At 65.6% G+C, this 26,144-nt stretch carries 21 protein-coding genes and 1 tRNA gene; 5 read left to right on the top strand and 17 right to left on the bottom strand.

The genetic code is table 11. From position 1 onward, the window contains the following. Window positions 1–31: 31 nt before the first annotated feature. Together FS388_RS11640 and FS388_RS11635 are read left to right on the top strand one after the other, a co-directional pair. Window positions 32–697, top strand: coding sequence for an MBL fold metallo-hydrolase (locus tag FS388_RS11640; RefSeq protein WP_146341557.1), 666 nt, complete (start codon window positions 32–34; stop codon window positions 695–697). Further along, entirely contained in the window at window positions 694–3,294 is a 2,601-nt protein-coding gene (locus FS388_RS11635; RefSeq protein ID WP_246836208.1) for an RNA helicase, read from the top strand. The genes FS388_RS11640 and FS388_RS11635 overlap by 4 nt, the downstream gene beginning before the upstream one ends. A gap of 38 nt (window positions 3,295–3,332) precedes the next feature. Here the strand turns inward: FS388_RS11635 and FS388_RS11630 are convergent, their stop codons facing one another. The 8 genes from FS388_RS11630 to polA form a co-directional block, all read right to left on the bottom strand. Then, window positions 3,333–4,715: a GNAT family N-acetyltransferase gene (locus tag FS388_RS11630; protein ID WP_168198703.1), complete on the bottom strand. Its 1,383-nt coding sequence runs from the start codon at window positions 4,713–4,715 to the stop codon at window positions 3,333–3,335. Window positions 4,716–4,746: 31 nt separating this feature from the next. Further along, entirely contained in the window at window positions 4,747–6,885 is a 2,139-nt protein-coding gene (gene uvrB / locus FS388_RS11625; RefSeq protein ID WP_146341555.1) for an excinuclease ABC subunit UvrB, read from the bottom strand. A gap of 7 nt (window positions 6,886–6,892) precedes the next feature. Further along, window positions 6,893–7,489: a dephospho-CoA kinase gene (gene coaE, locus FS388_RS11620; RefSeq protein WP_146341554.1), complete on the bottom strand. Its 597-nt coding sequence runs from the start codon at window positions 7,487–7,489 to the stop codon at window positions 6,893–6,895. A gap of 10 nt (window positions 7,490–7,499) precedes the next feature. Beyond that, on the bottom strand, window positions 7,500–9,617 hold the full coding sequence (locus FS388_RS11615; RefSeq protein ID WP_146341553.1) for an MMPL family transporter: 2,118 nt from the start codon (window positions 9,615–9,617) through the stop codon (window positions 7,500–7,502). A 96-nt stretch (window positions 9,618–9,713) separates the two neighbouring features. Then, a complete protein-coding gene (locus FS388_RS11610) occupies window positions 9,714–10,040 on the bottom strand; it encodes a GNAT family N-acetyltransferase (RefSeq protein WP_146341552.1) in 327 nt (108 codons plus the stop codon). An 84-nt stretch (window positions 10,041–10,124) separates the two neighbouring features. Then, a complete protein-coding gene (locus FS388_RS11605; protein WP_146341551.1) occupies window positions 10,125–11,942 on the bottom strand; it encodes a BCCT family transporter in 1,818 nt (605 codons plus the stop codon). Window positions 11,943–12,111: 169 nt separating this feature from the next. Beyond that, window positions 12,112–13,632: a 30S ribosomal protein S1 gene (gene rpsA, locus FS388_RS11600; protein WP_146341550.1), complete on the bottom strand. Its 1,521-nt coding sequence runs from the start codon at window positions 13,630–13,632 to the stop codon at window positions 12,112–12,114. Window positions 13,633–13,846: 214 nt separating this feature from the next. Beyond that, the gene (polA, locus tag FS388_RS11595) at window positions 13,847–16,645 is read right to left on the bottom strand and encodes a DNA polymerase I (protein WP_256369552.1); all 2,799 of its coding nucleotides are present in this window, start codon (window positions 16,643–16,645) and stop codon (window positions 13,847–13,849) included. 45 nt (window positions 16,646–16,690) lie between these two features. Between polA and FS388_RS11590 the strand changes: the two genes are divergently transcribed. Beyond that, window positions 16,691–17,218 (top strand): hotdog fold thioesterase, encoded by a 528-nt coding sequence (locus FS388_RS11590; RefSeq protein WP_146341549.1) that lies wholly within the window; start codon window positions 16,691–16,693, stop codon window positions 17,216–17,218. A 38-nt stretch (window positions 17,219–17,256) separates the two neighbouring features. Here the strand turns inward: FS388_RS11590 and FS388_RS11585 are convergent, their stop codons facing one another. Next, complete coding sequence (locus FS388_RS11585) at window positions 17,257–18,363, bottom strand: glycosyltransferase family 4 protein (RefSeq protein WP_146341548.1); 1,107 nt, start codon at window positions 18,361–18,363, stop codon at window positions 17,257–17,259. A gap of 40 nt (window positions 18,364–18,403) precedes the next feature. Here FS388_RS11585 and FS388_RS11580 point away from each other — a divergent pair. Both FS388_RS11580 and FS388_RS11575 read left to right on the top strand, forming a co-directional pair. Next, window positions 18,404–18,474, top strand: a tRNA-Gly gene (locus FS388_RS11580). 106 nt (window positions 18,475–18,580) lie between these two features. Beyond that, window positions 18,581–19,675: a glycosyltransferase family A protein gene (locus tag FS388_RS11575; protein WP_168198702.1), complete on the top strand. Its 1,095-nt coding sequence runs from the start codon at window positions 18,581–18,583 to the stop codon at window positions 19,673–19,675. On the opposite strand, the gene FS388_RS11570 is transcribed toward FS388_RS11575, so the two are convergent. The 8 genes from FS388_RS11570 to FS388_RS11535 form a co-directional block, all read right to left on the bottom strand. Continuing rightward, window positions 19,611–20,573, bottom strand: coding sequence for a glycosyltransferase family 2 protein (locus FS388_RS11570; protein WP_146341546.1), 963 nt, complete (start codon window positions 20,571–20,573; stop codon window positions 19,611–19,613). The two genes, FS388_RS11575 and FS388_RS11570, sit on opposite strands and share 65 nt — an antisense overlap. After that, window positions 20,573–21,790, bottom strand: a complete 1,218-nt coding sequence (locus FS388_RS11565; protein ID WP_146341545.1) for an LCP family protein — start codon at window positions 21,788–21,790, stop codon at window positions 20,573–20,575. Before FS388_RS11565 ends, FS388_RS11570 begins: the two co-directional genes overlap by 1 nt. A gap of 10 nt (window positions 21,791–21,800) precedes the next feature. Further along, window positions 21,801–22,520, bottom strand: coding sequence for a ribonuclease III (gene rnc / locus FS388_RS11560; protein WP_146341544.1), 720 nt, complete (start codon window positions 22,518–22,520; stop codon window positions 21,801–21,803). Between the two features lie 5 nt (window positions 22,521–22,525). Next, window positions 22,526–22,729, bottom strand: coding sequence for a 50S ribosomal protein L32 (gene rpmF / locus FS388_RS11555; RefSeq protein ID WP_146341543.1), 204 nt, complete (start codon window positions 22,727–22,729; stop codon window positions 22,526–22,528). A gap of 40 nt (window positions 22,730–22,769) precedes the next feature. After that, entirely contained in the window at window positions 22,770–23,312 is a 543-nt protein-coding gene (locus FS388_RS11550) for a DUF177 domain-containing protein (protein ID WP_246836207.1), read from the bottom strand. Window positions 23,313–23,470: 158 nt separating this feature from the next. Then, on the bottom strand, window positions 23,471–24,379 hold the full coding sequence (gene galU / locus FS388_RS11545; RefSeq protein ID WP_146341541.1) for a UTP--glucose-1-phosphate uridylyltransferase GalU: 909 nt from the start codon (window positions 24,377–24,379) through the stop codon (window positions 23,471–23,473). Window positions 24,380–24,440: 61 nt separating this feature from the next. Further along, window positions 24,441–24,917 (bottom strand): pantetheine-phosphate adenylyltransferase, encoded by a 477-nt coding sequence (coaD, locus tag FS388_RS11540; RefSeq protein ID WP_146341540.1) that lies wholly within the window; start codon window positions 24,915–24,917, stop codon window positions 24,441–24,443. A gap of 4 nt (window positions 24,918–24,921) precedes the next feature. Next, window positions 24,922–26,115: a glycosyltransferase family 4 protein gene (locus tag FS388_RS11535; RefSeq protein ID WP_146341539.1), complete on the bottom strand. Its 1,194-nt coding sequence runs from the start codon at window positions 26,113–26,115 to the stop codon at window positions 24,922–24,924. Between the last annotated feature and the right edge of the window lie 29 nt (window positions 26,116–26,144).

Here is a 26,144-nt window from a genome sequence, read left to right as displayed (position 1 = left end):
TCCATCGGCGGTGGCACATAGACTGAGCGGCATGCCCGCGGAAAGCTCCCTGATACACGACCTTCCTGCCGTGACGATTCGTCGCATCGCGGTCTCCGATATGAGCAACAATGTGTACCTGCTGACGGCCAAGAAGTCAGGCGTGCAGGTCCTCATCGACGCAGCGGACGACGCGCCGGCGATCAGGGAGCTCATGGGCCGCGCCGTCGGCGACACCCCCTGCTCGCCCGGTGTGAAGGCGGTGCTCACCACGCATCAGCACTGGGATCACATCCGCGCGCTTCCGGAGTTCGACGTCGCCGGCGTCGAGCTTCTCGCCGGCGAGCGCGACGCCGGCGAGATCGAGGCGCAGCAGGGTGTGGCGGTGGACCGTCTGCTGACACATGGAGAGACGGTGACCTATGACGGGGTCACGCTGGAGGTCATCCACCTGCGCGGTCACACGCCCGGCTCCCTGGCCTTCGCCCTGAACGTCGAGGATGGGCCCACGCACCTGTTCACGGGGGATTCGCTCTTTCCCGGCGGCGTGGGCAAGACGTGGTCGGATGAGGACTTCGTGCAGCTGATCGATGATGTGGAGGCGCGGCTGTTCGCCGTCTACGAGGATGACAGTGTGGTCCATCCTGGTCACGGCGATCCCACGACGCTGGGCACTGAGCGTCCGCATCTGAGCGAGTGGAGGCGGCGGGGCTGGTGAGCGCACCGACGAAGCTCGAGAAGCTGTCCGACTCCTGGGCCGCCCCTGGGCCCGAGGAGCTGTTCGCAGCCTTTGAGGCGTGGGTCTCCTCGCAGGAGCTGAGCCTCTACCCGGCTCAGGAGGATGCGGTCGCGGAGCTGGCGGAGGGTCACCATGTGATCATGGCGACGCCGACGGGGTCGGGGAAGTCGCTGGTGGCGCTGGCGGCGCACTTCTTCGCACTGTCCCGAGGCGAGCGCAGCGTCTATACGGCGCCCATCAAGGCGCTGGTGTCTGAGAAGTTCTTCTCGCTGGTGGAGGTCTTCGGCGCGGAGAACGTCGGTATGGTCACCGGTGACTCGTCGGTGAACGCGGATGCGCCCATCATCTGCTGCACGGCAGAGATTCTCGCCAATGAGGCGCTTCGTGAGGGGCCTGCGGCGAACGTGGGCCCGGTGATCATGGATGAGTTCCATTTCTACGCGGACCCGCATCGCGGATGGGCGTGGCAGGTGCCCCTTGTTGAGCTTCCGCAGGCGCAGTTCCTGCTGATGTCGGCGACCCTCGGGGACACGTCGGGGTTTGAGAGACGCATCGCTGAGCATACGGGCCGCGATGTCGTCACCGTCTCTTCGGCCGCAAGGCCGGTGCCGCTGGACTACGAGTACTCGACCACCCCGCTGGTTCAGAAGCTGGAGCAGCTTGCTGAGACGGGGAAGGCTCCCGTGTATGCGGTGCATTTCTCGCAGCGTGCCGCTGCTGAGCAGGCCTCGGGGCTGATGAGCCTGAGCCTGCTCTCCAAGGATGAGCGGGAGCGGCTTGCCGAGCGCCTTTCTGGGTTCCGCTTCTCGAAGGGATATGGGAAGGATTTGGCGCGGCTGCTGAAGTCGGGGGTGGGTGTCCACCATGCGGGCATGCTGCCGAAGTACCGCCGTCTGGTGGAGCAGCTCGCCCAGGAGGGCCTGCTGAAGGTCATTTCGGGCACTGACACCCTCGGCGTGGGGATCAACGTGCCGATCCGCACGGTGCTGATCACTGCCCTGTCGAAGTTCGACGGCGAGCGCGTGCGCCAGCTCAACGCCCGCGAGTTTCATCAGATCGCGGGGCGGGCCGGTCGGGCCGGGTACGACACGGAGGGCACTGTGGTGGTGCAGGCGCCTGAGCATGTCATTGAGAATGAGGCTGCTCTTCGCAAGGCGCAGGCGAAGCACGCCGGGGACGAGGCCAAAGTGTCCCAGGCCATGAAGTCCAAGCCGAAGAAGAAGCCTCCGGAAGGCTTCGTCTCGTGGAGCGAGAAGACGTTCGAGAAGCTGACGGAGGCTCAGCCGGAGCCCATGGTCTCGCGCATGCAGGTGACCTACGCGATGGTGCTGCACCTGCTGAACCGCCCCGAGGACCCGATCGTGGCAATGCGGCGGCTGATCACCTCCTCAGATGAGTCGAAGGCCCGGCAGGCTCAGCTGCAGCGCCGGGCTCTGGAGATTCTGCGTGAGCTGCTGGCCGCGGGTGTGCTGGAGAAGTTCGACGAGCCGGATGAGGACGGTCGGACTGTTGACCTCACGGTGGAGCTTCAGGACAACTTCGCGCTGAACCAGCCTCTTGCCCCCTTTGCGGTGGCAGCCCTGGAGCTGCTGGACCCGGAGTCGGAGACCTATGCGCTCGATGTCGTCAGCGTCATCGAGTCCATTCTCGACACTCCGTATCAGGTGACGGGTGCTCAGGTGAAGAAGCTCAAGGGCGAGCGGATCGCGGAGCTGAAGGCTGAGGGGGTGGACTACACGGAGCGGATGCGGATCCTCGACGATATGACGCACCCGCAGCCGTTGGCGGAGCTGCTGACCCAGCAGTTCGAGGTGTACCGATCCTCCGCCCCGTGGGTGGCCGACCATGAGCTGGAGCCGAAGTCGGTCGTCCGGGACATGGTGGAGCGGGCGTTCACGTTCATCGACGCGATCAACTTCTACGGGCTGGCGCGCAGCGAGGGCGTGCTGCTGCGCTACCTCACCGACGCGTACAGGACCCTGCGGCAGACCGTTCCTCGGGAGAAGGTCAGCGAGGAGCTGGAGGATCTCACCGAATGGCTGGGCGAGCTCGTCCGCCAGACAGACTCCTCCCTCCTGGAGGAGTGGGAGCGCCTAGCGGCCGGCGACGACCCGGCGCGGCTGGCCGAACTGGAGCGCAGGCAGCAGGAGAATGCGGAGCCGGCAGCGCCTTCGGGGGTCACCGCCAATGAGCGGGCCTTCACCGTCATGGTCCGCAACGCAATGTTCCGGAGGGCTGAGCTGTTCGCTCAGGAGAAGGAGCGCACGCTCGCGGAGCTGGAGCCTGCCGGCACTGAGTTTGCTTCCGCCGACCGGTGGGGCGAGGCTCTGGACGCGTTCTTCGGCGAGTACGAGGACGTCTATGTCGATGCCAAGGCTCGCGCGGCGGGCCTCTTCCGTGTGACGAAGGACCCAGCGGATGCTCCCGACGCCGAGGGCCGCTTCTGGCATGCCTCCCAGGTGCTGGATGACGACCAGTCCAACCATGATTGGGCCATCCACGCCTGGATCGACCTCAACGCCTCCGACGAGGCGGAGACCCCTGTGGTCAGGGTGTGGAGGGTCGGAGAGCTCTGATCCCACCGGGCTGCGGCCCTGTCCGGGGGGCCGAGTGCTCAGAAGTGTGTGGCGCAGTGGGGCGCGGTGGGCAGGTCCATGACAGCAGAGATCAGGTCGAGGTCCGCCGGGGCCGCTTCGGCGCGTCCAGCACTGTGCATGGTGCGCACACTGACATCGCCCAGGTACATGGAGCCCAGGGTCTCAGCATCGGTGCGCAGCAGCGGCCCGCTGTCCCTGTCCCCCGTCACGGCGGCGACCTGGGCTGAGCCGGCACGCACGACGACGCGCCAGCGTCCCGACACGATGCCCAGCGGGTCCGCGACCTCGAGGGTGAAATCGCCGTCGGCGCCCCAGGCCCGATTCTCCAGGGCCTTCTGAACGTCCAGGACTCGCACCCAGAGCACATCGCTCTCCCGCGCAGCACGGCGGGCTCGAGGGTTGACGAGCGCCCATCTCAGCGGGTCCTCAGCGGGAGCGCCGTCCCAGCTGATCCGCTCCACCATATCCATGGCAGACAGGTGCCGGATGAGTTCGATCTGCGACTCAGCATCCACCGCGATGAGGTCGCTGATACGCATCGTGAACGGCTCCTCATCCCACCCCCTGAAGGTGAACACGGCGTACCCGCCGATGCGGCCGTCATCCTTGACGTGAATGATGGCCCGGGCACCGCGCCACGGGGTGGTGATGTCATCGGGGGTCCACTCCCCCGTCCCGTAGCGGCGATAGTCCGGCAGCCGGCCCACCGATCCGCGGGTGACGGCGTGGTGGCCGGCGAAGACTTCATCGATGACGTCGCCCAGCTTGGAGGGGTCGGCCGTGAGCACCCGACCGGAGGGCTGGCGGCGGAGCCCGAACGCTTCTCCGGCGCGGCTGACGTTGATCCGCACCTGGTGCTCCCGGGTGGCGGGTCCGAATCCGAAGCGGCCGTAGATGCTGCCCTCAGAGGCGGTCAGCAGTGCCACAGCCTTGCCGTCCTCGACCGCGGCGGCGAGCCGGCTGGTCATCAGATGCTTCAGGATGCCTCGCCGCCGGTATGAGGCGTCCACCGTCACCCCGGTGATGAGGAACGCGTCGATCAGCTGCGGCCCGCCGGCGTTGAGCGTCTTGTCGAAATCGATGAATGTGCCCACAGGGTGCTCGGAGCCGTAGGTGAGCTGCTCGTGGGCTTCGCCCCAGTGCTTCAGCGACGCGCTGCCCGGGTCCACGTAGACGCCGGTGATGCGCTGCCCGTCCCCGACGAGCACCTGCTCCTGCAGCCTCATCCGTTCGTCGGTGGGCGTCGATTCGTAGAAGCCGAGCGCAACAGCTCGATGGAATGCTCCGGTCCCCGCGTCCGGGTTCCCGTCTGCGTCCAGGGCGGGAGCGAAGGTTCTGGCAGTCAGCCCCTCCGCCAGCGGAGTGACCTGCGGAGGCTGCGGCTGCGATGCGGTGCTCACATCCATACTCTAGCGGAGCCTCCGCTGCCCATCACTGGTTGGCCTGCATGGCTCGGAGCTCCTTCTTCAGATCCCCGATCTCGTCGCGCAGCCGGGCCGCCACCTCGAAGTTCAGCTCCTCGGCAGCGTTGTGCATCTGTGCTGAGAGCTGCTCGATGAGCTCTGCGGTGTCCTTGGCCGGAGTGTTGGAGATCGCGGACTCCTTCGCTCCGCCGGGCTGGTCAGAATCCGCACCGTCGTCATCCTTCTGGAAGCCGGTCCACCCGCGGTGGCCCTTGCCGTACTTGAAGCCCGTAGCGAGCCCACCCATGCCCTGCAGCAGGTCAGCGGTGTCCGCATCCTCCCTGGCAAGGAGATCTGTGATGTCCGCGATCTGCTTCTTCAGCGGCGTGGGATCGATGCCGTGCTCTTCGTTGTACGCGATCTGCTTCTCCCGCCGCCGATCCGTCTCGTCGATCGCGCGCCGCATCGAGTCTGTGATCCGATCGGCGTACATATGCACCTGACCGGACACGTTGCGGGCGGCTCGGCCGATCGTCTGGATCAGCGAGGTCGTGGAGCGCAGGAAGCCCTCCTTGTCCGCATCGAGAATGGCGACCAGAGAGACCTCCGGGAGGTCCAGTCCCTCACGCAGAAGGTTGATGCCGACGACGACGTCGTATGTTCCCTTCCGCAGCTCACGAAGAATCTCCACACGCTTGAGCGTGTCGACATCCGAGTGCAGATACTCGACCCTGATGCTGTGCTCCAGGAGGTACTCCGTGAGGTCCTCGGCCATCCGTTTGGTCAGCGTCGTGACGAGGACGCGCTCATTCCGGGCCGAGCGCGCCTTGATCTCGCCCAGCAGGTCATCGATCTGGCCCTTGGTCGGCTTCACCACCACTTCGGGGTCCACAAGCCCGGTGGGACGAATGATCTGCTCCACCACGCCGTCGGACTGCCCCAGCTCATAATTGCCGGGGGTGGCGGAGAGATAGACGGTCTGCCCGATCCGTTCGAGGAACTCATCCCACTTCAGCGGCCGGTTGTCCATCGCCGAGGGCAGGCGGAAGCCGTGCTCGACCAGGGTGCGCTTGCGGGACATGTCACCTTCGTACATGCCGCCGATCTGCGGAATGGTCACATGGGACTCATCCACGATGAGCAGGAAGTCGTCGGGGAAATAGTCCAGCAGACAGTGCGGTGCGGTGCCGGAGCCGCGGCCGTCGATATGCCGCGAGTAGTTCTCGATGCCGTTGCAGAACCCCATCTGCTGCATCATCTCCAGGTCATAGGTGGTGCGCATGCGCAGCCGCTGCGCCTCCAGGAGCTTGTTCTGCGCCTCGAGCTCAGCCAGCCGGTCCCGCAGCTCGTCCTCAATCCGGGTGATGGCTGCCGCCATGCGCTCGTCTCCGGCCACGTAGTGGGAGGCGGGGAAGATGTACATCTCCTCCTCCTCGCGCACCACAGTCCCAGTCAGCGGGTGGAGAGTGTGGATCGCTTCGATCTCGTCGCCGAAGAATTCGATGCGCACCGCAAGCTCCTCATACATCGGGATGATCTCAACGGTGTCGCCGCGCACACGGAAGGTTCCCCGGTGGAAGTCGGTGTCGTTGCGCACGTACTGCATCCCCACGAAGCGGCGCAGCAGTTCGTCGCGCTCAATCTGCTGCCCACGCTTCAGAGCAACCATCTGGGAGATGTACTCCTCCGGAGTCCCCAGACCATAGATGCACGAGACGGTGGCGACGACCACAGCGTCGCGGCGGGTCAGCAGGGCGTTGGTCGCTGAGTGCCGCAGCCTCTCCACCTCGTCGTTGACGGAGGAGTCCTTCTCAATGAACGTGTCCGTCTGAGGGACGTACGCCTCGGGCTGGTAGTAGTCGTAGTAGGAGACGAAGTATTCGACGGCGTTGTGCGGGAGGAGCTCGCGGAACTCGTTGGCCAGCTGGGCGGCCAAGGTCTTGTTCTGGACCATGATGAGCGTAGGCCGCTGCACCTTCTCGATCAGCCACGCAGCCGTCGCCGACTTGCCCGTGCCGGTGGCGCCCATGAGGGTGATGTCCTTCTCGCCGCCCTCGACCCGCTCAGCCAGCTCCTCGATAGCCTTGGGCTGATCGCCGGAGGGCTGATAGGGACTCTCAACCTTGAACGGCGCGACGGTGCGGCTGATCTTCGGGGCTAAAGACATAGGGGGATCAACGCTCCAGTCCGGCGAAAAATTCGTCCACCTGCTGATGAAGCTCCTCCAAGGTTCCCGAGTTGTCGAGAACGACGTCGGCGGCGGCGACGCGCTGAGCATCCGTGGCCTGCGCTTCGATGCGACGCTCAGCCTCCTCCGGCTCCATGGAACGGTCTTCGACCAGGCGCCGCATCCGCTCAGCATGGGGGGCGGTGACGACGACGACTGTGTCGAAGCGATCCTGCTGCCCGCCCTCCACCAGCAGTGGGATGTCTTCGACCACTACGCTGCCGGCCGGGGCAGCCTCGCGCTGCAGCTGTGCCTCATGCCGGACGCGCGGGTGGATGATCGCGTTGAGGCTCATGCGCGCGTCCTCATCGTTGAAGACCACCTGCGCCAGCGCCGCACGATCAAGCGCGCCCTCCTCAGTCAGCACACCGCGGCCGAACGTCTCCACGATCTCTGCCAGCCCCTCAGTGCCCGGCTCCACCACCTGACGCGAGAGCAGATCAGCATCGATGAGGATCGCTCCATGCTCGACGAGCCGGTCCGCGACCGCAGACTTTCCGGATGCGATCCCCCCGGTCAGACCCACACTCACACTCTTGGACATGCTCCCGAGTCTACGGCCCCGCTGCGCCTGAGCGGCTCCGTGACAGCTGCGACGGCCACCAGATGCGGCGCCCAATATCGGCGCACAGGGCCGGGACCTGCAGCGTCCGGACCACGAACGTGTCGATCGCCACGCCCAATGCGACCAGGAAGGCCAGCTGCACCATGAACATCAGCGGCAGCACGGCAAGCGCCGCAAACGTGGCGGCCAGCACCACGCCTGCGGAGGTGATCACCCCGCCGGTGACCACCAGGGACCGAAGCACGCCCTCCGAGGCCCCATGCTTCGGCGTCTCCTCCCGCGCCCTGGTCATGAGGAAGATGTTGTAGTCCACTCCCAGCGCCACCAGGAACATGAATCCGTACAGCGGAACGGTGGGATCGGCGCCGGGGAAGTCGAAGACATGGTTGAACACCAGCGCCGAGATGCCCAGGGCAGCCAGATACGAGAGCACCGTGGTGACGACCAGAATCACAGGCGTCACTATCGAACGGAACAGCAAGATGAGGATGAGCGTCACTGCCAGCAGGACGCTGGGCACAATGACCGTCAGGTCCCGCTGCGCCGTCTCGTTCGTGTCGAGCTGCGTAGCGGTCGTTCCGCCCACCAGAGCCTCCTGGTCGAGCTGCTCGAGCTCGCCGCGCAGCGCACTGACCGTCTGCTCCGCCTCAGGCGAGTCCCCCGGGCTGCTCAGCGTGGCCGAGATCTGCACCCAACCGTCGACCTCCTGGGCCTGCTCCGCATCCTGGGCGGGTGCTTGGCCCTCAGCAAGCAGCTGAGCCGACGCGACGCCGTCGGTGTCCTGCACAGCATCGAGGGCAGCCTCTGCCTCACCGCTGCGCACGAAGACGTTGGTCGGCGCGCCTGTTCCTGCGTCGAAGTGCTCCTCCAGAAGCTCCTGGCCGGACTTCGTCTCGGTCTCTCCCAGAACCACTTCGGACTGAGCGATCCCATCCGCTCGCAGCTGGCCCACGCCCGCGGCGGCCAGCAGAAGCAGAAGCGTCACGGTGACCCAGATGACGCGCGGACTGCGCCTGACCAGTGAGGCCGCGCGGCTCCACAGCTTGTACTGACCGGCCGATCCCTCCGCTGTCGCGTGCGGCGTCTTGGGCCAGAACGCCGGACGGCCGAGGAGGGCAAGCATGGCAGGAAGGAACGTCAGCGTCGCGGCCATGGAGAAGACGATGCCGGTGGCCGCCACGGGACCGAGGGCTCGGTTGGAGTTCAGGTCTGACAGCAGCAGGCACAGCAATGCAGCGGCGACAGTGCCTCCTGAGGCCAGGATGGGCGGTGCCGAGCGTCGCACAGCTGTCCAGAGGGCGCCGAACCGGTCGCTCCTGCTCGCCAGCTCTTCGCGGTAGCGGGCCACCAGAAGCAGGGAGTAGTCGGTCGCGGCGCCGATGACCAGAATCGACAGGATCCCCTGCACCTGGCCGTTGAGCTGAATCCACCCTGCGTCCGCCATGAAGTAGATGACCGTGATCGCCGCGCACAGCGCGCCCACGGAGGATAGGAGCACCAGAATCGGCAGAAGGGCCGATCGGTAGACGCTGACCAGGATGATGAACACCGCCACCACCGCGACGAGCAGCAGCAGGCCGTCGACCCCCGCGAATGCCTCAGACAGGTCGGCCGACAGTGCTGCGGGCCCGGTGACGTATGCGTCCCAGTCCTGCTCGGGCAGCTCGCTGCTGATGAGCTCACGCAGCTCGGTCAGCGCACCCTCCTCTGCGGCGACCTCGTCCAGGAGGACGGTCAGCTGTACCGCCTCACCGTCTTCGGAAGGCTGCGGCGGCGTCACCTCGATCACGCCCTCAAGGTCGGATGCGGATTCACCGGCAGCCTGCATCTCCGCCGTCAGGTCCTCCGTCAGCTCCCCGTCGACCGGGGCTGCGATGACCGTGGCGGGGACCGCATCGTCATCCCCGAAGCGCTCCTGAAGCTCGAGGGCCTGGGTCGACTCCGCATCAGCGGGGAGGAATGTGGCCTGGTCGTTGGTGGTGACTTCGGAGATCGCCCCGAACGTCTGGCCGCCCCACGCAGTCCACGCGAGCCACAGGAGCGTCAGAACTGCGGGGATGAGGACACGGACAGGGGTGCGTCGGGAGCTTTGCGTGGAGGCAGTCATCGTAGAGAACAGAGTACTGCCTGCGAGAGAGACTCAATCCGGCTGCGCAGCGGCGGCTCGCGGACGCACGTGCGGACCAGGTGATGCGAGGCGTCGTCAGAGCGAGAGCTCTTTGCGACGCTCCTCGGGGACAAGCTCTGCGTGCTCCGGGTTCTTACGAATGAAGGACTGCACCATGGGGCAGCGCGGTATCACGGCCAAGCCGCTCTCGGCGGCGCGTTCGAGCGCCCCGCCGACGAGTCGGCTGCCCACTCCCCTGCCCTGATAGGAATCCTCGACCTGAGTGTGGACGAAGGCTCGGAGCCTGTCGCCCAGATCCTGGTACTCCAGGAAGCCGGCGGTCTCTCCGTCCATGAGCAGGACGTACCGCTCCTGGTCGGGCTGATCCTTCACCTCGTGCGCATCATCCGGCTGCGAACTCATGGATCCTGTATAGCACCACGCCTCAGAACGCACCAGGGGTCCGGGCCGAACGGCTCGGCACGGACCCCTGGTGCGCGGCACTGATCAGATGTGGGGAGGACGCTCTCCTGGAGCGGGCTGCCCGGTGGTGGGGTCGATCCTGATGTTCTCACCGGTGCGCAGTCGGTACTCCTGGACGAGCTCCGGCTGCTCCGCGTGATCGACCTCCGGGGCGTTCTCGGGCTCCGTGCCGGCGGCGTAGTCCGGGGCCACGACAGCCTCAGCCAGCTCAGGGTCGCCCTCCTCCATGCGTCGCTCGTACTCCTCCGGCGGGAGCGTCTTGAGCCAGCGCCGCGACGGCAGGTGGCTCACCTCGCCGGCGTCCTCCCTCATGGCCCGGTTCAGGCTGTACATCATGAAGAACGCGAGCACGAAGAACGGCAGCCCGAAGACCAGAGCCACGTCGCGAAGAACTTCGACACCGCCCTCACCGGTGAAGACGATCAGCACTGCCGCCACAACGCCGATGTAGATGGCCCAGATGGCGCGCTGGTGAGGCGCGGTGGTGCCCTTCGGCCGTCCGTCGCCGTCGTAGCCGTTGCACATGTCATCCAGCACCAGGGAGGCGGAGTCCAGGGACGTGATGAAGAAGACGCCCACCAGCATGATGGCGATGGCACTGGTGAGTGTGGCGAGCGGGTAATGCTCCAGCAGCGCGAACATCGATGTTTCCGCACCGGCATCGACCACACCCTCGACGAGCCCGCCCTCTCCGAAGAACTCGATGTCGAAGACAGCCGTGGCCCACGTGCCGAACCAGATGATGCTGAACAGCGTGGGAAGCGCCAGAACTCCGGCGACGAACTGCCGGACGCTGCGACCCCGGGAGATGCGGGCGATGAAGATCCCGACGAAGGGCGCCCATGAGATGGTCCAGCCCCAGTAGAAGATGGTCCAGTCCTGCTGCCATCCGCTGTCCGCGAGAGTGTCGTTCCAGAACATGACTTCGGGGAGGATGCTGACGTAGATTCCTGCGGCCTCGACCATGCCGCGCAGAAGGAAGATCGTCGGCCCGGTGATGATGACGAACAGCAGCAGCAGCACACTCGTGCCGATGTTGAAGTTCGACAGCACCTTGATGCCCCGGTCAATGCCGACCACGGCAGAGATCGTGGCGATGACGGTGACGGTGCCGATGATCACCACGAAGGCCCACCACACATCTGGCAGGCCGGTCAGCTCCGCGAGGCCGGCGTGGACCTGGGTGGTCCCGAGGCCGATGGACATGCCGATGCCGAATATGGTGCCGACGATCGCGAAGATGTCGATTCCCTTGCCCACGGGACCGTGAATGCCGTCGCCGAGAATGGGCTGGAAGAGGGATGAGACGCGAGGGGGAAGATTGCGTTTGTAGATGAAGTACGCGAACGCGAGCCCCGGGAGGGCGAAGATCGTCCAGGTGTGCAGTCCGAAGTGGTAGAGGGTGAAGCCCACCGCCTCTCGGGCTGCCTCCTCGGTGTAGCCCTCGATGCCCATCTCCGCGCCTCGCGGCGGGGTGTCGAAGTGGAAGGCAGGCTCCGCAACGGCCCAGAACATGAGAATGGTGCCGATGCCGGCTGCGAAGAGCATCCCGAACCACGCCAGATCCGAGTGCTGCGGCTTCTCCTCATCGGCGCCCAGCTTCAGACGCCCGAACCGACTCACGCCGATGTAGATGAGGAAGAGCAGGAATATGGAGACGCCCAGGATGAAGAACCATCCGAAGTTCTCGAAGATCCACGTCGCCGCGGTACCCCAGGTCTCCCCCATCTGATCCGGAATGATGAGCGTGACTGCGACGAACGCCAACATAATGATCGACGAGGAGAAGAACAGAAGAGGGTTTGTCCGCAGTCGAAGCAGGTCGTGGACCTTGTGAAGCATTATGACCTTTCGGTATGTACCTAGCACTCAGTCCGAGCACCTGTGCGATTCAGCTCTGAACGAATCTCCACATTATGCAGTGTGTGCACAAAAAACAATGACCCCTGGAGAAGCCTCCAGGGGTCATTGATGGTGATCACCGGGTCACAGCCCGGCGGATCGTACGTGCTTAGTTGCCGGTGAGCTTCTCACGAAGCGCAGCAAGCGCCTCGTCCGAGGCCAGGGTGCCGGCGTCAACGGTCTCCTCGGCGGAGGAGTAGTTGCTCTGGCCGGACTCTGGGGCGGGACGACGCTCGGAGCGCGAGGAGGAGGATGAGGACGAACCGGTGGAGACGGATGCCTCGGCGGCTGCCTCGGCGTCGGCCTCGACAGCCTTGCGAACCTGGTCCTTGTGCTGCTCCCACCGCTCGGCGGCGGCTGCATACTGGGCCTCCCAGGCTGCGCGCTGCTCGTCGTAGCCTTCCATCCACTCGTTGGTCTCCGGGTCGAAGCCCTCGGGGTACTTGTAGTTCCCCTCGTCGTCGTACTCGGCGTCCATTCCGTAGAGGGCGGGGTCGAACTCCTCAGCGTCCGGGTCGACGTCCTCGTTGGCCTGCTTCAGCGAGAGGCTGATGCGGCGGCGCTCGAGGTCGATGTCGATGACCTTGACGAAGACCTCGTCGTTGACGGAGACGACCTGCTCTGCGAGGTCCACGTGCCGAACGGCCAGCTCGGAGATGTGGACCAGGCCCTCGATGCCGTCCTCGACGCGCACGAAGGCGCCGAAGGGAACGAGCTTGGTGACCTTGCCGGGCACGATCTGGCCGAGGGCGTGAGTGCGGGCGAAGGTCTGCCACGGGTCTTCCTGGGTGGCCTTCAGGGACAGCGAGACGCGCTCGCGGTCCATGTCCACCTCGAGGACCTCGACGGTGACCTCGTCGCCCACCGACACAACCTCGTTGGGGTGGTCGATGTGCTTCCAGGACAGCTCCGAGACGTGAACGAGTCCGTCCACGCCGCCGAGGTCCACGAAGGCGCCGAAGTTGACGATCGAGGAGACGACGCCGTTGCGGACCTGGCCGCGCTCCAGCTTGTTGAGGAAGGACGAGCGGACCTCGGACTGGGTCTGCTCCAGCCATGCGCGGCGAGACAGAACCACGTTGTTGCGGTTCTTGTCGAGCTCGATGATCTTCGCCTCGATCTCCTGGCCGATGTAGGGCGCAAGGTCACGGACGCGGCGCATCTCCACCAGTGAGGCAGGGAGGAAGCCGCGCAGGCCGATGTCGAGGATGAGGCCGCCCTTGACGACCTCGATGACGGTGCCGGTGACGACGCCGTCCTCTTCCTTGACCTTTTCGATGTCTCCCCAAGCACGCTCGTACTGCGCGCGCTTCTTGGACAGGATCAGGCGGCCTTCCTTGTCCTCCTTCTGGAGAACGAGAGCCTCGACCTGGTCACCGACCTGAACGACTTCATCCGGGTCAACATCATGCTTGATGGACAGCTCGCGGGAGGGGATGACGCCTTCGGTCTTGTACCCGATGTCGAGGAGAACCTCGTCGCGGTCGACCTTGACGATGGTTCCTTCAACCATGTCGCCATCGGTGAAGTACTTCATCGTGGCGTCGACGGCAGCCAGGAACTCCTCGGCAGTGCCGATGTCGTTGATGGCGACTTGAGGGGCACCGGGGGCGGTTGCGGTGGTGGTCATGTAGTAGGGGCTCCGATATGGATTGTTCTTCTAGGGTCAGTGCACAGTTCTTCCTTAGCACTGAGCGACGGACAAATGACAAAAGCTCTTCTGTGTCAGAGGTCGGATCGACTCTGTGCGCAGAACGCGCCCGGTCAGTCTATACCGCTGAGACAACCGTCTCAACTGTCGCGAAAGCCTCCTCGATCGCCGCTGAATTCAGCCCCTCGCGGAGTCAGTGTGCGGCCTGGTGCCAGGTCGCACCGGTCCCCACGTTGACGTCCAGCGGAACATCCAGCTCGGCGGCCCCGGCCATGTTCTCCACGACCAGCCTCTCCACGTCCTGGCGCTCACCCTCGGCGACCTCAAGCACAAGCTCATCGTGGACCTGGAGGAGCACGCGGCTGCGCAGCTGCGCCTGCGCCAGCGCCGAATCAACGTCAATCATGGCGCGCTTGATGATGTCGGCGGCGGAGCCTTGGATCGGCGCGTTGAGAGCCGCTCTCTCTGCCATCTGGCGGAGCTGGCGGCTCTCGCTGGTCAGATCCGGCAGGTACCGGCGCCGTCCGTAGATCGTGGAGGTGTAGCCGTCGCTCTTGGCCTGAGCGACGATGTCGCGCAGATAGTCGCGCACGGCGCCGAAGCGTTCGAAGTACTCGTTCATCAGGTCGCGGGCCTCATCGACGCCGATGCTGAGCTGCTTCGACAGCCCGAAGCTGGAGAGGCCGTAGACCAAGCCGTAGCTCATGGCTTTCACCTTGGACCGCTGCTCGAGGCTCACGTCCTCCGTGCCGACCCCGAAGACACGGGCTCCCACGAAGCTGTGCAGATCCTCGCCTGCGCGGAAGGCCTCAATCAGCTCCTGATCCCCGGAGAGATGAGCCATGATGCGCATCTCGATCTGGGAATAGTCTGCGGTGAGGAGCGTCTCATAGCCCGAGCCCACCACGAAGGCGTCGCGGATCTTCCGCCCCGCCGACGTGCGGATCGGAATGTTCTGCAGGTTCGGGTGCAGGGACGAGAGCCTTCCGGTGGCGGCCACCGTCTGGGCGTACGTCGTGTGGATCCGGCCGTCGTCGCCGATCGCCTCCGTGAGACCAGTGACCGTCTGGCGCAGCTTGGAGGAGTCCCGGTGGCTCATCAGGTGCACCAGGAACTCGTTCTGCGTCTTGGCCAGAAGCTCCTGAAGGGTCTCAACATCGGTGGAGTAGCCCGTTTTGTTCTTCTTCACCCCCTGGGTGGGCAGCTCGAGCTCGTCGAAGAGCACCGTCTGGAGCTGCTTGGGCGAACCGAGATTCACCTCGTGCCCGACCACGCTGTACGCGGCCTCAGCCGAGGCGCCGATCGCGCTTTCGAACTCGGCGTCGAGCTCCGCCAGCTTGTCCTCAGAGACCGCGATCCCCGTCAGCTCCATCTGCAGCAGAATCTCAGCCAGGGGAAGCTCCAGCTCGTAGAGCAGCCCCTCTGCCCTGCGGTCAGCGAGCTGAGAGTGCAGAGCCCCGGACAGAGGGTGCAGCAGCATCCCATGGACCGCGGCGCGTGCGAGGTCAGCCTCGGAGACCCCGGCCAGCGGCTCGTCGTCGAACAGCGACTGCTGGGAGGTGGCCTCCTCCTGGTTCTTGAACTCCTCACCGCCGATGTAGTCCTTGGGCTCCACGGATCCGTTCAGATGCTGAGCCACGAGGTCTGAGAAGCTGAAGCTGCGCCGGTCCGGCTGGATGAGGTAGCCGGAGAGGAGGGTGTCCTCCACTGCCCCCCTGAGCCGAAGGCCCCGCCATGCGAGGCGTTTGCCGGCGTCCTTGAAGTCATGGACGAGTTTGGGGGACGCGGGGTCCGCCAGCCAGGCCGCCAGCTCCGACTCGAGCGCCTGGTCGGCGTCGGTGAGAGAGATGGCCGCACCGGCGGCCGGACGCTCGGGGCTGCTGCTCGCGGCGACCAGCGCCACCGCGATGGCCTCCGCACTGCGGGCAGCGTCATCGCGCTTGGCTTTGGTCGACAGAGACTCATATGACGTGTCGATGATCACAGCGAGCCCCAGGGGCCCTTCGTGGGCATGGAGGAAGCTGCGGAGCCCTTCAGCGTCGGAGACCACCTTCACCTCGGGAAGGGCGTGAGTAGGCTCCGCGTCGAGATTTGCGTCGGGGAACCGTGCCGAGAACGTCTCAAAGAGCCTCTCGCGGATCTGGTTGAACTCCAGGGCGTCGAACAGCGGCTCGACGGCCTCTCTGTCAGGAGGAGTGAGCACCGAGTCCTCCAGAGTCACCGGCACGTCGAGGTCCCTCACCAGAAGATTCAGCTCCAGGTTCCGTTCGACGTCGGCGAGCGCGGCCCGCAGGTTCTCGCCGGCTTTGCCCTTGATCTCGTCGGCGTGGTCGATGATGCCTCGGGTGGAGCCGTACTGGCCGATCCACTTCGCGGCGGTCTTGGGGCCCACTTTGGGCACGCCGGGAAGGTTGTCGGCCGACTCTCCCACCAATGCCGCGAGGTCGGGGTACTGTCCGGGGCTGACGAGGTACTTGGCCTCCACCCCTTCGGGGTCGAGGCGAAGGGTTTTGGACAGGCCGGTGGTCGGATAGTCCAGGTGGGTGCTGTCGGTGACCAGCTGCAGGGCGTCGCGGTCTCCGGAGACGATGAGGCTCTGCCACCCGGCGGCTTCGGCCATGGTGACGTAGGTGGCTACGATGTCGTCCGCTTCGTAGCCCTCGACGGTGACGGCCGGGATGGTCAGGGCTTCTGCGACCTCCTGGATCAGTCCGACCTGTCCCTTGAACTCTTCGGGGGCTTTGTCCCGCCCGCCCTTGTAGTCGTCGTAGGTCTCGTGGCGGAAGGTGGGGGTGTCGAGGTCGAATGCGAGCAGCACGTGGGTGGGCTGCTCCTCCCTGATGAGTTTGAGCAGCATGTTGGTGAAGCCGTAGATGGCGTTGGTGTACTGCCCTGAGCTGGTCAGGAAGCCTTCCGGCGGGAGGGCGTAGAACGCCCGGAACGCCATCGAATGCCCGTCGATCACCAGCAGCTTGTTGCCCTCAGAAGTCACAGCACCACCCTACCGCTGGCGCGATGAGTCAGTAGGGTGGGCGCTATGACCGAGAAGATCGAGTATCAGCCCGGATTCCCTATGGCCGCTGTGCCCACCCCCGTGCCCGATGATGCGGAGCGCGATGCTCGTATGGAGGCTATGGGATTCGCCCCCGAGTATCGGAAGTACTTCCGCATCCAGGGCACTCCCCCGCTTGCGGCCAAGGCCGGAATCGTCTTCGAAGAGATGAGTCCGGAGAAGATCGTCTCGAGGATGCCTGTGGCCGGCAATGAGCAGACCATCGGCATCATGCACGGCGGGGCGCACCTGCTCCACGCGGAGACGGTCGCCTCCATCGCTGCTCTGCTGCATGTGCGCATCAGCCTCGAGGACGAGAACAGGATTGTGGTGGGCACGGAGCTCAACGCCACGCATCATCGGCAGGCCCGCGAGGGGCACACCTACGCCACCTGCACTCCCATCAGCGTGGGGCGGCAGATGACGAGCCACGAGATCGTCATCACCAATGAGGACGGCAAGCGGCTCTCCACCGCACGGATGACCAACCTCATCATCGAGCCCAAGGGCTGAGCCGACCGGCGCTCCGCTCCTCCGGGGGGGGTCGGCGGCTACCGCCGGATGAGCCGCACGAGCGCCGTCTCAATCGCCTCAGCATGGCGCTCCGCGGTGTAGCGCTCGCGCACCAGTCTCAGCCCTTCATCGGCCATCTGCCGCAGCTGCGACGGGTCGGCAAGCGCGTCTGTGAGCACTGCACGCAGATCCTCGGCCGAACCGTCGTAGCAGCGCCCTGTGCGCCCTTCGATGACCGCTTCGATCTCGGGCGAGGAGTCGGGGTGCCCCGCTTCGGCGACCACCGGGACTCCGAAGCTCAGCGCTTGGATGACATTGAGCCCCGCCCCTCCGATCGACAGGGCCAGATGGGCCTGGGAGTAGAGCTGCCTGAGCTGTTCGACGTCATACACGGGGCCGAGGAAGTCGGCATCGAGCTGCTGGTCGGCGAAGAGCTGCTCGAGCCTGGGCCGCTCAGAGCCGTCGCCGATCACGATCACGCGAGGCCGCGGCTGCCCCTGAGGCCATGCGGCCAGGGCCTCCGCAAGGGGGTCGAGCCGGTGCCGCGGGGTCAGCCGCGAGGAGTAGATGACAGTGGGGGCCTCACTGGGCGGCGGCTCTGAGCGCGCGGACAGGGCTGCTTGGGGGTAGAGCGAATTGAAGACGACGTGGATCTTATGCGACGGAACTCCGTATTCGACGCCGAGCTCCTCGGCGCGCTCGCCATAGACGAGCAGGCCGTCGACGAGGCGGTAGAAGGCCAGACGGGTGCGGCGCTTCCAGCCGCTCTCAGGACGCTTCCATCCGTGGCCCCACAGAATCACTGTGCGCCCACGCAGCTTGCCCACCGCGCCGGCGACCCATGCCGAGAGGGTGTAGAACCGGCCCTCCAGCACGTAGGCGTCCTCCTCGCCGCGCCACACGGCCGCGACGTCGCCCACCTGCCACCACCAGGGGCCGAGGCTCAGGGTGCGCACTGCCGACACGCTGCGCAGCACGTCCTGCGCGGCGGACTCGATGCGCTCCGCCGATGAGACCTCGGTGTTCGAGAAGCGTCCCGTCAGCCTCAGCGTCAGAGGCTCCGAGCGCAGAAGCCGTCGGATGAGGGGCTCCCGATAATGCGACACGGTGGGCTGGATCTGGAATCGGACACTCGGTTTGGGCACATGGCCAGCCTAGATGCTACGGTAGTCAGGCGCTCTGCAGGGGGGTGTAGCTTAATGGTAAAGCCCCAGCCTTCCAAGCTGGCTACGCGGGTTCGATTCCCGTCACCCCCTCTCATTCGATGCTCTTCAGAGCATTGTGCTCACGGACGACGTGGTGGGGGCTTCTTCGCCCGGCGATCAGCTGTCGGGCCCTCCCCTACGCTGTAGCGTGGTCTTCGTGAATCCTCAGCTGAGTGTCGTCATTCCCGTGTACAACAATGGCGAGCTCCTGCGAACGACGTCCTTCCCGTCGCTGACGGCGTCTGAGCACTTCGATCAGATGGAGATCCTGCTGGTCGACGATGGCTCAACCTACGCCGCGACGCGGGAGGCCGTCGCGGAGCTGGCCGCAGCGCACACCAACGTCAGGGCCCACTTCTTCGATGACGGCGGGTCCGGCTCCGGGGGCCGTCCGCGCAATATGGGACTCGACCTGGCCTCCGCGCCTCATATTGCCTTCTTGGATCCGGACGACGCAGTGCTCAACGACGGCCTCTGGCAGCTCGGCCTCGCGCTGGAGCGGCACCCCTCGGCTCAGCTGGCCATCGGCAATCAGCTCAGAACGTACAGCGACCGGACCGAGCACGTGGACAACCTGCGCCACTACACGCACTCGCCCCGCGGCGGACTGCTCTACGCGGCCGGTGGGGACGTCCTGGCCGCGGCGAAGTTTCGACCCACCAACCTGTCATCCTTCGCGGTGCGCCGCGACTGGCTGCGCGCAGCCCGCATCCGACAGGTCCACCGTGCCGCCGGTCAGGACTCGCTGTTCTTCCTGCAGGTCTTCAGCGCTGCCGAGGTGTTCGTCGCCTGCCGGACGAACACGTACGAGTATCACGCTGAGGTCCCCGGCTCCATGGTGAATGCCCTCACCGACGAGTACTTCCGAAAGTGCCTCCTGCGTGAACGCGCCCAGAGAACCTGGCTCGACGATGAAGGGCTCCTTGAGACGTATGTGCGCTCCGGGTTCGAGCGCTCCTTCGTCTGGTATCTCCGGCAGCTGCGCCGCACCCCGTCCGAGCAGCGCCGGCAGGCGGCCAGTACGCTGACGCGGATCGCCGAGCTGTACGTGGAGGACCCTCTGCGCCACCGGTGGCGCTACCCGCAGAGCATGGCGTTCTTCCGTCGGCCGGGCGTTCCCTCGCCGGAGGGGCTCAAGCCCTGGGCGGCGGCCGCCCGTCGCCGAGCAGCCGAGGGCTCCGCCTCGCTCAGGGACGCGTTGGCGGCTCGTCGGCGGCGGGCCGGGCGTACTCTTCCCGGCCACGACCGATGAGCGAGGCAAGCATGCCGACGCCTTCGCAGAGGTAGTAGTCGTCGGTGTACGTCACCTGACGGGGTCCCAGTCTCGCCCGCGTGCGCCGCAGCGCCCCATAGAGAGCCCGAGCGGCTCCCTCGGCCCCGATGCTCAGGCTCACGCGGACAGTGCCCGCGACGGTCGGCGCCGTACGCAGACGACGCTTCAGCGCTCGCACATGGCCCCCTCTCAGAGCACGGGAGCGCAGCCACTCGCGAGTGGCCCGCTCCGCAGGCACGTGCTCGGTCGCAGCGGCTTCGGCGCACCACCAGAAGACAGCGCCGGCCTCCCTCAGCCGATCGAAGAGATCCGAATCCTCCCCGCCGACGGTGTTGAACGCAGCATGGAAGCGCAGACCCAGCCCGCCGCGGGAAGCCGGGGCGAACCACTTCGCCCGCACAAGCGTGTTGTTCGTCGCCAAACGCTTCGGGCCGGGGCCTGTGGGCCTGTCCGTGCGGCGCACGAATCCGTACGTGGAGATCCACTCAGGCTCCGGCCCGTCGAAATCGGCAACGACGGGGCCGCTGACGGCGTCCGCCGAGGAGGCCCGCGCACAGGCCAGGAGCGCATCGAACCAGCCGGGATCCACGGTCTCGTCGTCGTCGAGAAAGATCACGGCCGAAGCCTCGGCGGGCACAGCATCGAGGCTCGTATTGCGGGCCCGGACCAGCCCGGGCTTCGGCTGATGAATATATGCGCCGGAGGGGAAGCAGTCGTCGAGAATCGGGCGGGCGTCAGGGGTCGGCGCGTTGTCGACCAGGATCAGGTGCCTCACACCCTCCCGCTCCAGCGAGCGAAGCAGGCGTGCCAGGAGCTCGGGCCTCCTGTAGGTGCAGACCAGCACCCACACGTCCTCAGCGCTGAGAGCCGGGTGCATCAGCGGCCGCCGGCCGGGGCGCTGCCCGCAGCGCCGGCCTCAGCGTTCTCGCCGTCATCCTCATCAGGCTCGTCATCCTCGGCCTCGTCGGGCACCCCGAACTCGCCGTTCTCCTGCTCCTCGACCAGCTCAATGTAGTCCATGAAGCCGCCCATATTCTCCTGGGCCAGCGACGTGCGCAGCAGGCTCATCATCTCTTCGTCGGGCATGATCACCTGCGCGCCTCCGGAGGTGGTCGCGTGCTCACCGCCAGGCATGGTGAACATGTGAATGTCGCTTCCCCGCACGTCCCGCATGCCTACGGCGTATCCCGCGACCGACTCGGCATTCAGGGCCTCATCCACATCCAGATAAGGGGTCATCCCCTCGACCACGCTGTGGATGCGCTGCGGGTTGGACAGCGTCTCCGCGGAGAGGAAGCGCTCAATGATGGCGCGCACGACCCGCTGCTGGTTCTCCACCCGGACGTAGTCCCCCGTGGGGAAGGACTGGCGCTCTCGGACGTAGCGCAGCGCGTTGCTGCCCTCCAGGCGTATCGTGCCCTCCGGGTAGAACGCTGGGTTGCGCTGCCCGGCCGAGAAGCTGTGGGGGTTGTCGACATAGACGCCCCCGAGTGCCTCCGTCAGGTCCGAGAAGCCCTCGAAGTCGACGACCGCCACGTGGTCGATATGGGTGTAGAGCATCTCTTCGACCAGGTCCACGGCGAGCTCGTACCCGCCCAGGCCCAGGGCCGTGTTGACCCGACCCATTCCCTCGCCGGGCACCTCCACCCACAGGTCCCGCATGATCGACATGACGTAGACGCCGGAGCGGTCCTCCGGGATGTGGACGAACATCATGGTGTCTGAGCGTTCGCTGCCTTCGCCTGTGGCGTCGCGATAATCATCCTCGTCGTCGCCGCGCGAGTCGGTGCCCATCAGCAGCATGTTGATGGTGCCCTCAGGCGTTCGGTAGGCCGAGTCATCCTCGAGATCCAGCCCGTCGATCACATTGCGGTTCTCGTCGAACGTCGTCTGAAGATTCCGCAGGTACGAGAAGGACACGACGACGGCGATGACGAGCAGCACCGCCAGCACGGCTGCTGCGATGCCGGCGATCTTCCATCCGCGCCGCCGTCTGCCGCCGGGCTGACCCGATTCGGCCTCCCCCTCCGCATGCGGATCGGGGGCGGGTGCGGCGCCTGAGGCGCGGCGCGCCCGGTACGGCTCTTCGGTCACGAGTGCCTCCTCAGCCTCGTCCGAGCACAAGCGTCAGGATGTCGGCGTCGTCCGCCGAGCTGATCTGATCAGCCGTCAGACGAGCAGCCTCACGCTCGGCGTCTTTCTTCGAACTGCCGCTGCCCGTGCCGTAGGGGACGCTGCCGATGGTCAGGACAGCAGTGAAGGTTCGGCTGTGGTCAGGACCCTCGCCCTCGACCATGTAGCGGACCTCTCCCAGACCCTGGGCCGCCGCGAGCTCCTGGATCGTCGTCTTCCAGTCCTTGCCGGCCGTCATCGCCTCTTTGTCCGAGAGAAGCGGCGTCACCAGTCTCAGCACCAGCTGGCGGGCCGTCTCCACATCCGTGGAGAGGTAGGAGGCTCCGATCAGAGCCTCCATGGTGTCGGCGAGGATCGAGTCCTTGTCCGACCCGCCGGTGCGCTGCTCGCCCTCTCCCAGACGCACATGGCGTCCCACTCCCAGGCGACGAGCGATGCGAGCCAGAGCCCGAGTCGAGACGAGTGCGGCACGCAGCTTGGCAAGATCGCCCTCGGGCAGATCGGGGTACGTGCGGTAGAGGTAGTCAGTGACGGCCAGCCCCAGCACGGAGTCGCCCAGGAACTCCAGCCGCTCGTTGGTGGGGATCCCATCGTTCTCGTATGAGTACGAGCGATGCGTCAGGGCAAGACGAAGAGTCCCGGGGTCGATGCTGACCCCGAGACTCTCCAGAAGCTCTTCAGCCGATGCCACCCGTATCAGGCGTCGGCGACTTTGCGACCCTTGTATTCATAGAACAGCGGGGTGTCGGCAGAGTCAGTCACCAGCTTGGCCTGGTGGGGACGGCTGTAGACGACACGGCCGTTCTCCACGGTCTTGACCAGGGTCGGCACGTCAGCCTTCCACTGGGACCGGCGGTGACGGGTGTTGGAACGGGACTTCTTCCGCTTCGGAACAGCCACGGTTACTCTCTTCTCTCTCGGTGACGGTCAGGTCAGGTCTTCAGGCGGACGATCTGTCGTCGTCAGCCTCGTTCAGTTGTTCTGCGAGTCCGGCCAGCTCGGCCCATCTAGGATCGAGCTGCTCGTGCTCATGCTCGAGGTCCTCCTCCATGCGGAAGCCGCACTGAGAGCACAGTCCGGGACAGTCGTCCCGGCACACGGGCGCGAACGGCAGAGCCGAGACCATCAGGTCCCGCAGCACCGGTTCGAGGTTCACCGTGAGGTCGGAATCGACCGCACGGGTCTCATCCTCGTCCTCTGCCGCTTCCTGGACGTTCTCTGGCCAGGCGAACAGCTGGGTGACATCGACGGTCAGCGGGAAGCTGATGGCATCCAAACACCGTCCGCACTGACCCTGCACCAGCCCAGCGGCGGTGCCGCTGGCAAGCACGCCTTCGTGGACTGAGTCGAACCTCAGCTCCACGTCCAGCTCGCTGTGCTCTTCGATGCCGACCAGCGGAGTGCCGAAGCCTTCGGGGGCATCGGCTGTCCGCCGCACCGTCTCGCTGCTGCCCGGGCTGTCCCGGAGCTCCTTGACGTTCACGCGCAAGTCAGCCGGATGCAGCGCAGAGTTCTTCTGCGGATGTATCACAGCGCTCTACTCTACCAGGGTTGATGCATGCGGCGTAAACACACCAGTACTCCGCTTTACGCACCAGTGTGCCCGGGAGCGCCTGGCCCGATACGGCTGCGGCGCTCGGATCAGCTGAGCCCCTGAATGAACTCATGCTGCAGCCAGTCACGCAGCTCCGGGCCCAGATCCTCGCGCTCGGACGCCAGAGTCACCACCGCTTTGATGTAGGAGAGCTTGTCGCCGGTGTCGTAGCGGCGCCCCCGGTAGATCACGGCGTGGACTCCGCCGCCCTGGTCCACAGGCTTCTTGGCCATGGCTTCCAGAGCATCGGTCAGCTGAATCTCGCCGCCCTTGCCCGGTGCGGTCTGCTCGAGCTCATCAAAGATGGCCGGGTGCAGCACGTAGCGGCCGATGATTGCGAGATTCGACGGTGCATCCGCAGCGTCAGGCTTCTCCACCAGACCCTGCACCGGCACGACACCGTCGGCGGCGGAGGTGTCCGCACCGCCAGGGTCGATCACGCCGTAGGCGGAGACATTCTCGACCTCCATGACGGCGATGACAGAGCCGCCGCGCTCCTGCTGCACCTCGATCATCGGGGTCAGCAGGTCGTCGACGGGATCGATGAAGTCGTCGCCCAGCAGGACGGCGAAAGGCTCGTGGCCCACGTGCTGCCGAGCGCAGAGCACTGCGTGCCCCAGACCCTTGGCCTCACCCTGACGGACGTAGTGAATGTCTCCCAGGTGGGTGGCCTTCTGGACCGAGGCGAGCTTCTTGGAGTCGCCCTTCGCCTCCAGCGCCGCCTCGAGTGCGGGGGCGCGGTCGAAGTGGTCCTCCATGGCCTTCTTGTTCTGGCCGGTGATCATCAGAATGTCGTCCAGCCCGGCGCGGGACCCTTCTGCCACTACGTACTGAATGGCGGGCTCGTCCACCACCGGGAGCATCTCTTTGGGCATGGCCTTAGTGGCAGGAAGGAAGCGCGTACCGAGTCCGGCAGCTGGTATTACGGCTTTCCGTATCTTCGACGTTGAGCTCATGTTCACACCATACCCCGCTCATTCTTTGCTTTCTGGGAGCTTCCTGAATGAGGTATGCAGCTCATGCATTGCCCATCAGTCGGCGGTAGACGGCCCGCGGCACAAACTCAGAAACGTCGCCGCCAAGACTGTGCACCTCTTTGACCAGCGTCGACGAGAGGTGCGAATGACGGCCGTCAGCGGCCAGGAAGATCGTTTCCACGCCTGCCAAATGCCGATTCATCGTGGCCATCGAAGCCTCATAGCTGTAATCCTGGGGACCGCGAAGACCCTTGACCACCGCGCTGGCACCGACCTCTTTGCAGAAGTCGGTCAGCAGCACACCGGAAGGAAGGGGCTGGACCGTCACACCACGAAGGTAGCTGAACGTCTGCGCCGCCATCTCCAGCCGAGCCGCCTGGTCCATCAGAGGCCTCTTCGAGGAATTTGTCGCCACCGCCACCACCACCTCGTCAAAGAGGTTGGCGGCCCGTGCGATCACCTCGACATGGCCGTTGTGCAGCGGGTCGAAAGTTCCAGGACAGACAGCCGAATACATGTATTCACTCTATATCTTTCCCCACGGCCTCCAAGACTCCGAGGAAACGTGTGAAAAGGAGATCTCTGTCGAATTCGCTGCGAGCAAGCGCCAAAGCGGCCTCGGAACCGGCGAGGAGGTCGAGGCCTCCTGTGTCCACCCAGTCGATGAGACGCTCGGCGGCCTGGGCCGGATCACGCGGCAGCTCCCATCCTGCGCCGGCGCGTGCCAGCACCTCAGGCAGCCACCCCGCGTGATTGAACAGGACCGGGCGAGCCGCCGCCAAGGCGTCGAAGACCTTGTTCAGCGAGTTGATCTCCAGGGCAGGGTTGTCCACCAGCGTCGAGACGGCGAAGTCAGCGGCGGGCAGCATCCTTTCGATCTCCGTGCGCGGGATCTTTCCCGGCAGCACCGCGTAGGCGTCGAGGCCGTAGCTTCGGGCGATGTCTCGCGTGCGCTCTGTGTCAGCACCCTCACCGTAGGCAACGACGCGGAAGCGAGCGTCGCGCTGATGCAGCTCACCCGCCAGACGGACAAGCCAGGGCACGTCGTAGGTGATGCCGAAGCTTCCCGCGTAGAACAGGACGACGTCATCAGCTTCCCACCCCAGCTCCTCTCGGATCTCAGCCCTGCGGGCGCGGCCCTCGGAGAAGTTCTCCAAGTCCGAAGCGTTGGGCACCACCGTCGTCCTGGCTCGGGGCCAGACGCGCCGGACGCCCTCCTCCATGCCGGGAGACAGCGCGATCACGTGGTCCGCGGAGCGATAGGCCAGCTTCTCCAGCGTTCGAGCGGCCAGGATCGTGATCGGGTTCTTCACGAAGCCCAGGGCCACCGGCGCCTCGGGCCACAGGTCACGCACTTCGAAGACGAACGGTGCGCGACGAAGCTTGGACGCTATGATCCCCGGCACTGCCGTGGTCAGCGGCGTCGAGGAGGCGAAGACGACATCAGCATCCGCCTGAGCTGCGCTCAGGGTGGCACGAGCCATGAACGAGATGAAGGAACGGACGCGCTGCTGGAACGCCATGGCGTTCTCGTAGGGCACAGCCAGCCTCCGGATCGTGACGCCTTCGAGGCTCAGGTCCTCCGCTTTGCTGCCGCCGCATATCACCGTGACCTCGTGCCCGGCGCGCACCAGACGGCGCGCGAACTGCCACGGCCTCTGCCAGCCAGGCTCCCAGGGGAAATTGAAGTGCTGATGAATATAGACGATGCGCAAGCCCGCTCCTCTCCGATCGGTGCAACTCT

Source organism: Nesterenkonia sp. NBAIMH1 (assembly GCF_007922635.1).
In the GTDB taxonomy this organism is placed as follows: domain Bacteria; phylum Actinomycetota; class Actinomycetes; order Actinomycetales; family Micrococcaceae; genus Nesterenkonia; species Nesterenkonia pannonica.
This window is presented reverse-complemented; position numbering and strand designations above follow the sequence as displayed.

Bases quoted from the DNA above. Each gene is read 5' to 3' on its own strand.
- FS388_RS11640 (WP_146341557.1), top strand. From the start codon at position 32: ATGCCCGCGGAAAGCTCCCTGATACACGACCTTCCTGCCGTGACGATT.
- uvrB (WP_146341555.1), bottom strand. From the start codon at position 6,885: ATGTCTTTAGCCCCGAAGATCAGCCGCACCGTCGCGCCGTTCAAGGTT.
- coaE (WP_146341554.1), bottom strand. From the start codon at position 7,489: ATGTCCAAGAGTGTGAGTGTGGGTCTGACCGGGGGGATCGCATCCGGA.
- FS388_RS11615 (WP_146341553.1), bottom strand. From the start codon at position 9,617: ATGACTGCCTCCACGCAAAGCTCCCGACGCACCCCTGTCCGTGTCCTC.
- FS388_RS11610 (WP_146341552.1), bottom strand. From the start codon at position 10,040: ATGAGTTCGCAGCCGGATGATGCGCACGAGGTGAAGGATCAGCCCGAC.
- FS388_RS11605 (WP_146341551.1), bottom strand. From the start codon at position 11,942: ATGCTTCACAAGGTCCACGACCTGCTTCGACTGCGGACAAACCCTCTT.
- rpsA (WP_146341550.1), bottom strand. From the start codon at position 13,632: ATGACCACCACCGCAACCGCCCCCGGTGCCCCTCAAGTCGCCATCAAC.
- FS388_RS11590 (WP_146341549.1), top strand. From the start codon at position 16,691: ATGACCGAGAAGATCGAGTATCAGCCCGGATTCCCTATGGCCGCTGTG.
- FS388_RS11570 (WP_146341546.1), bottom strand. From the start codon at position 20,573: ATGCACCCGGCTCTCAGCGCTGAGGACGTGTGGGTGCTGGTCTGCACC.
- galU (WP_146341541.1), bottom strand. From the start codon at position 24,379: ATGAGCTCAACGTCGAAGATACGGAAAGCCGTAATACCAGCTGCCGGA.
- coaD (WP_146341540.1), bottom strand. From the start codon at position 24,917: ATGTATTCGGCTGTCTGTCCTGGAACTTTCGACCCGCTGCACAACGGC.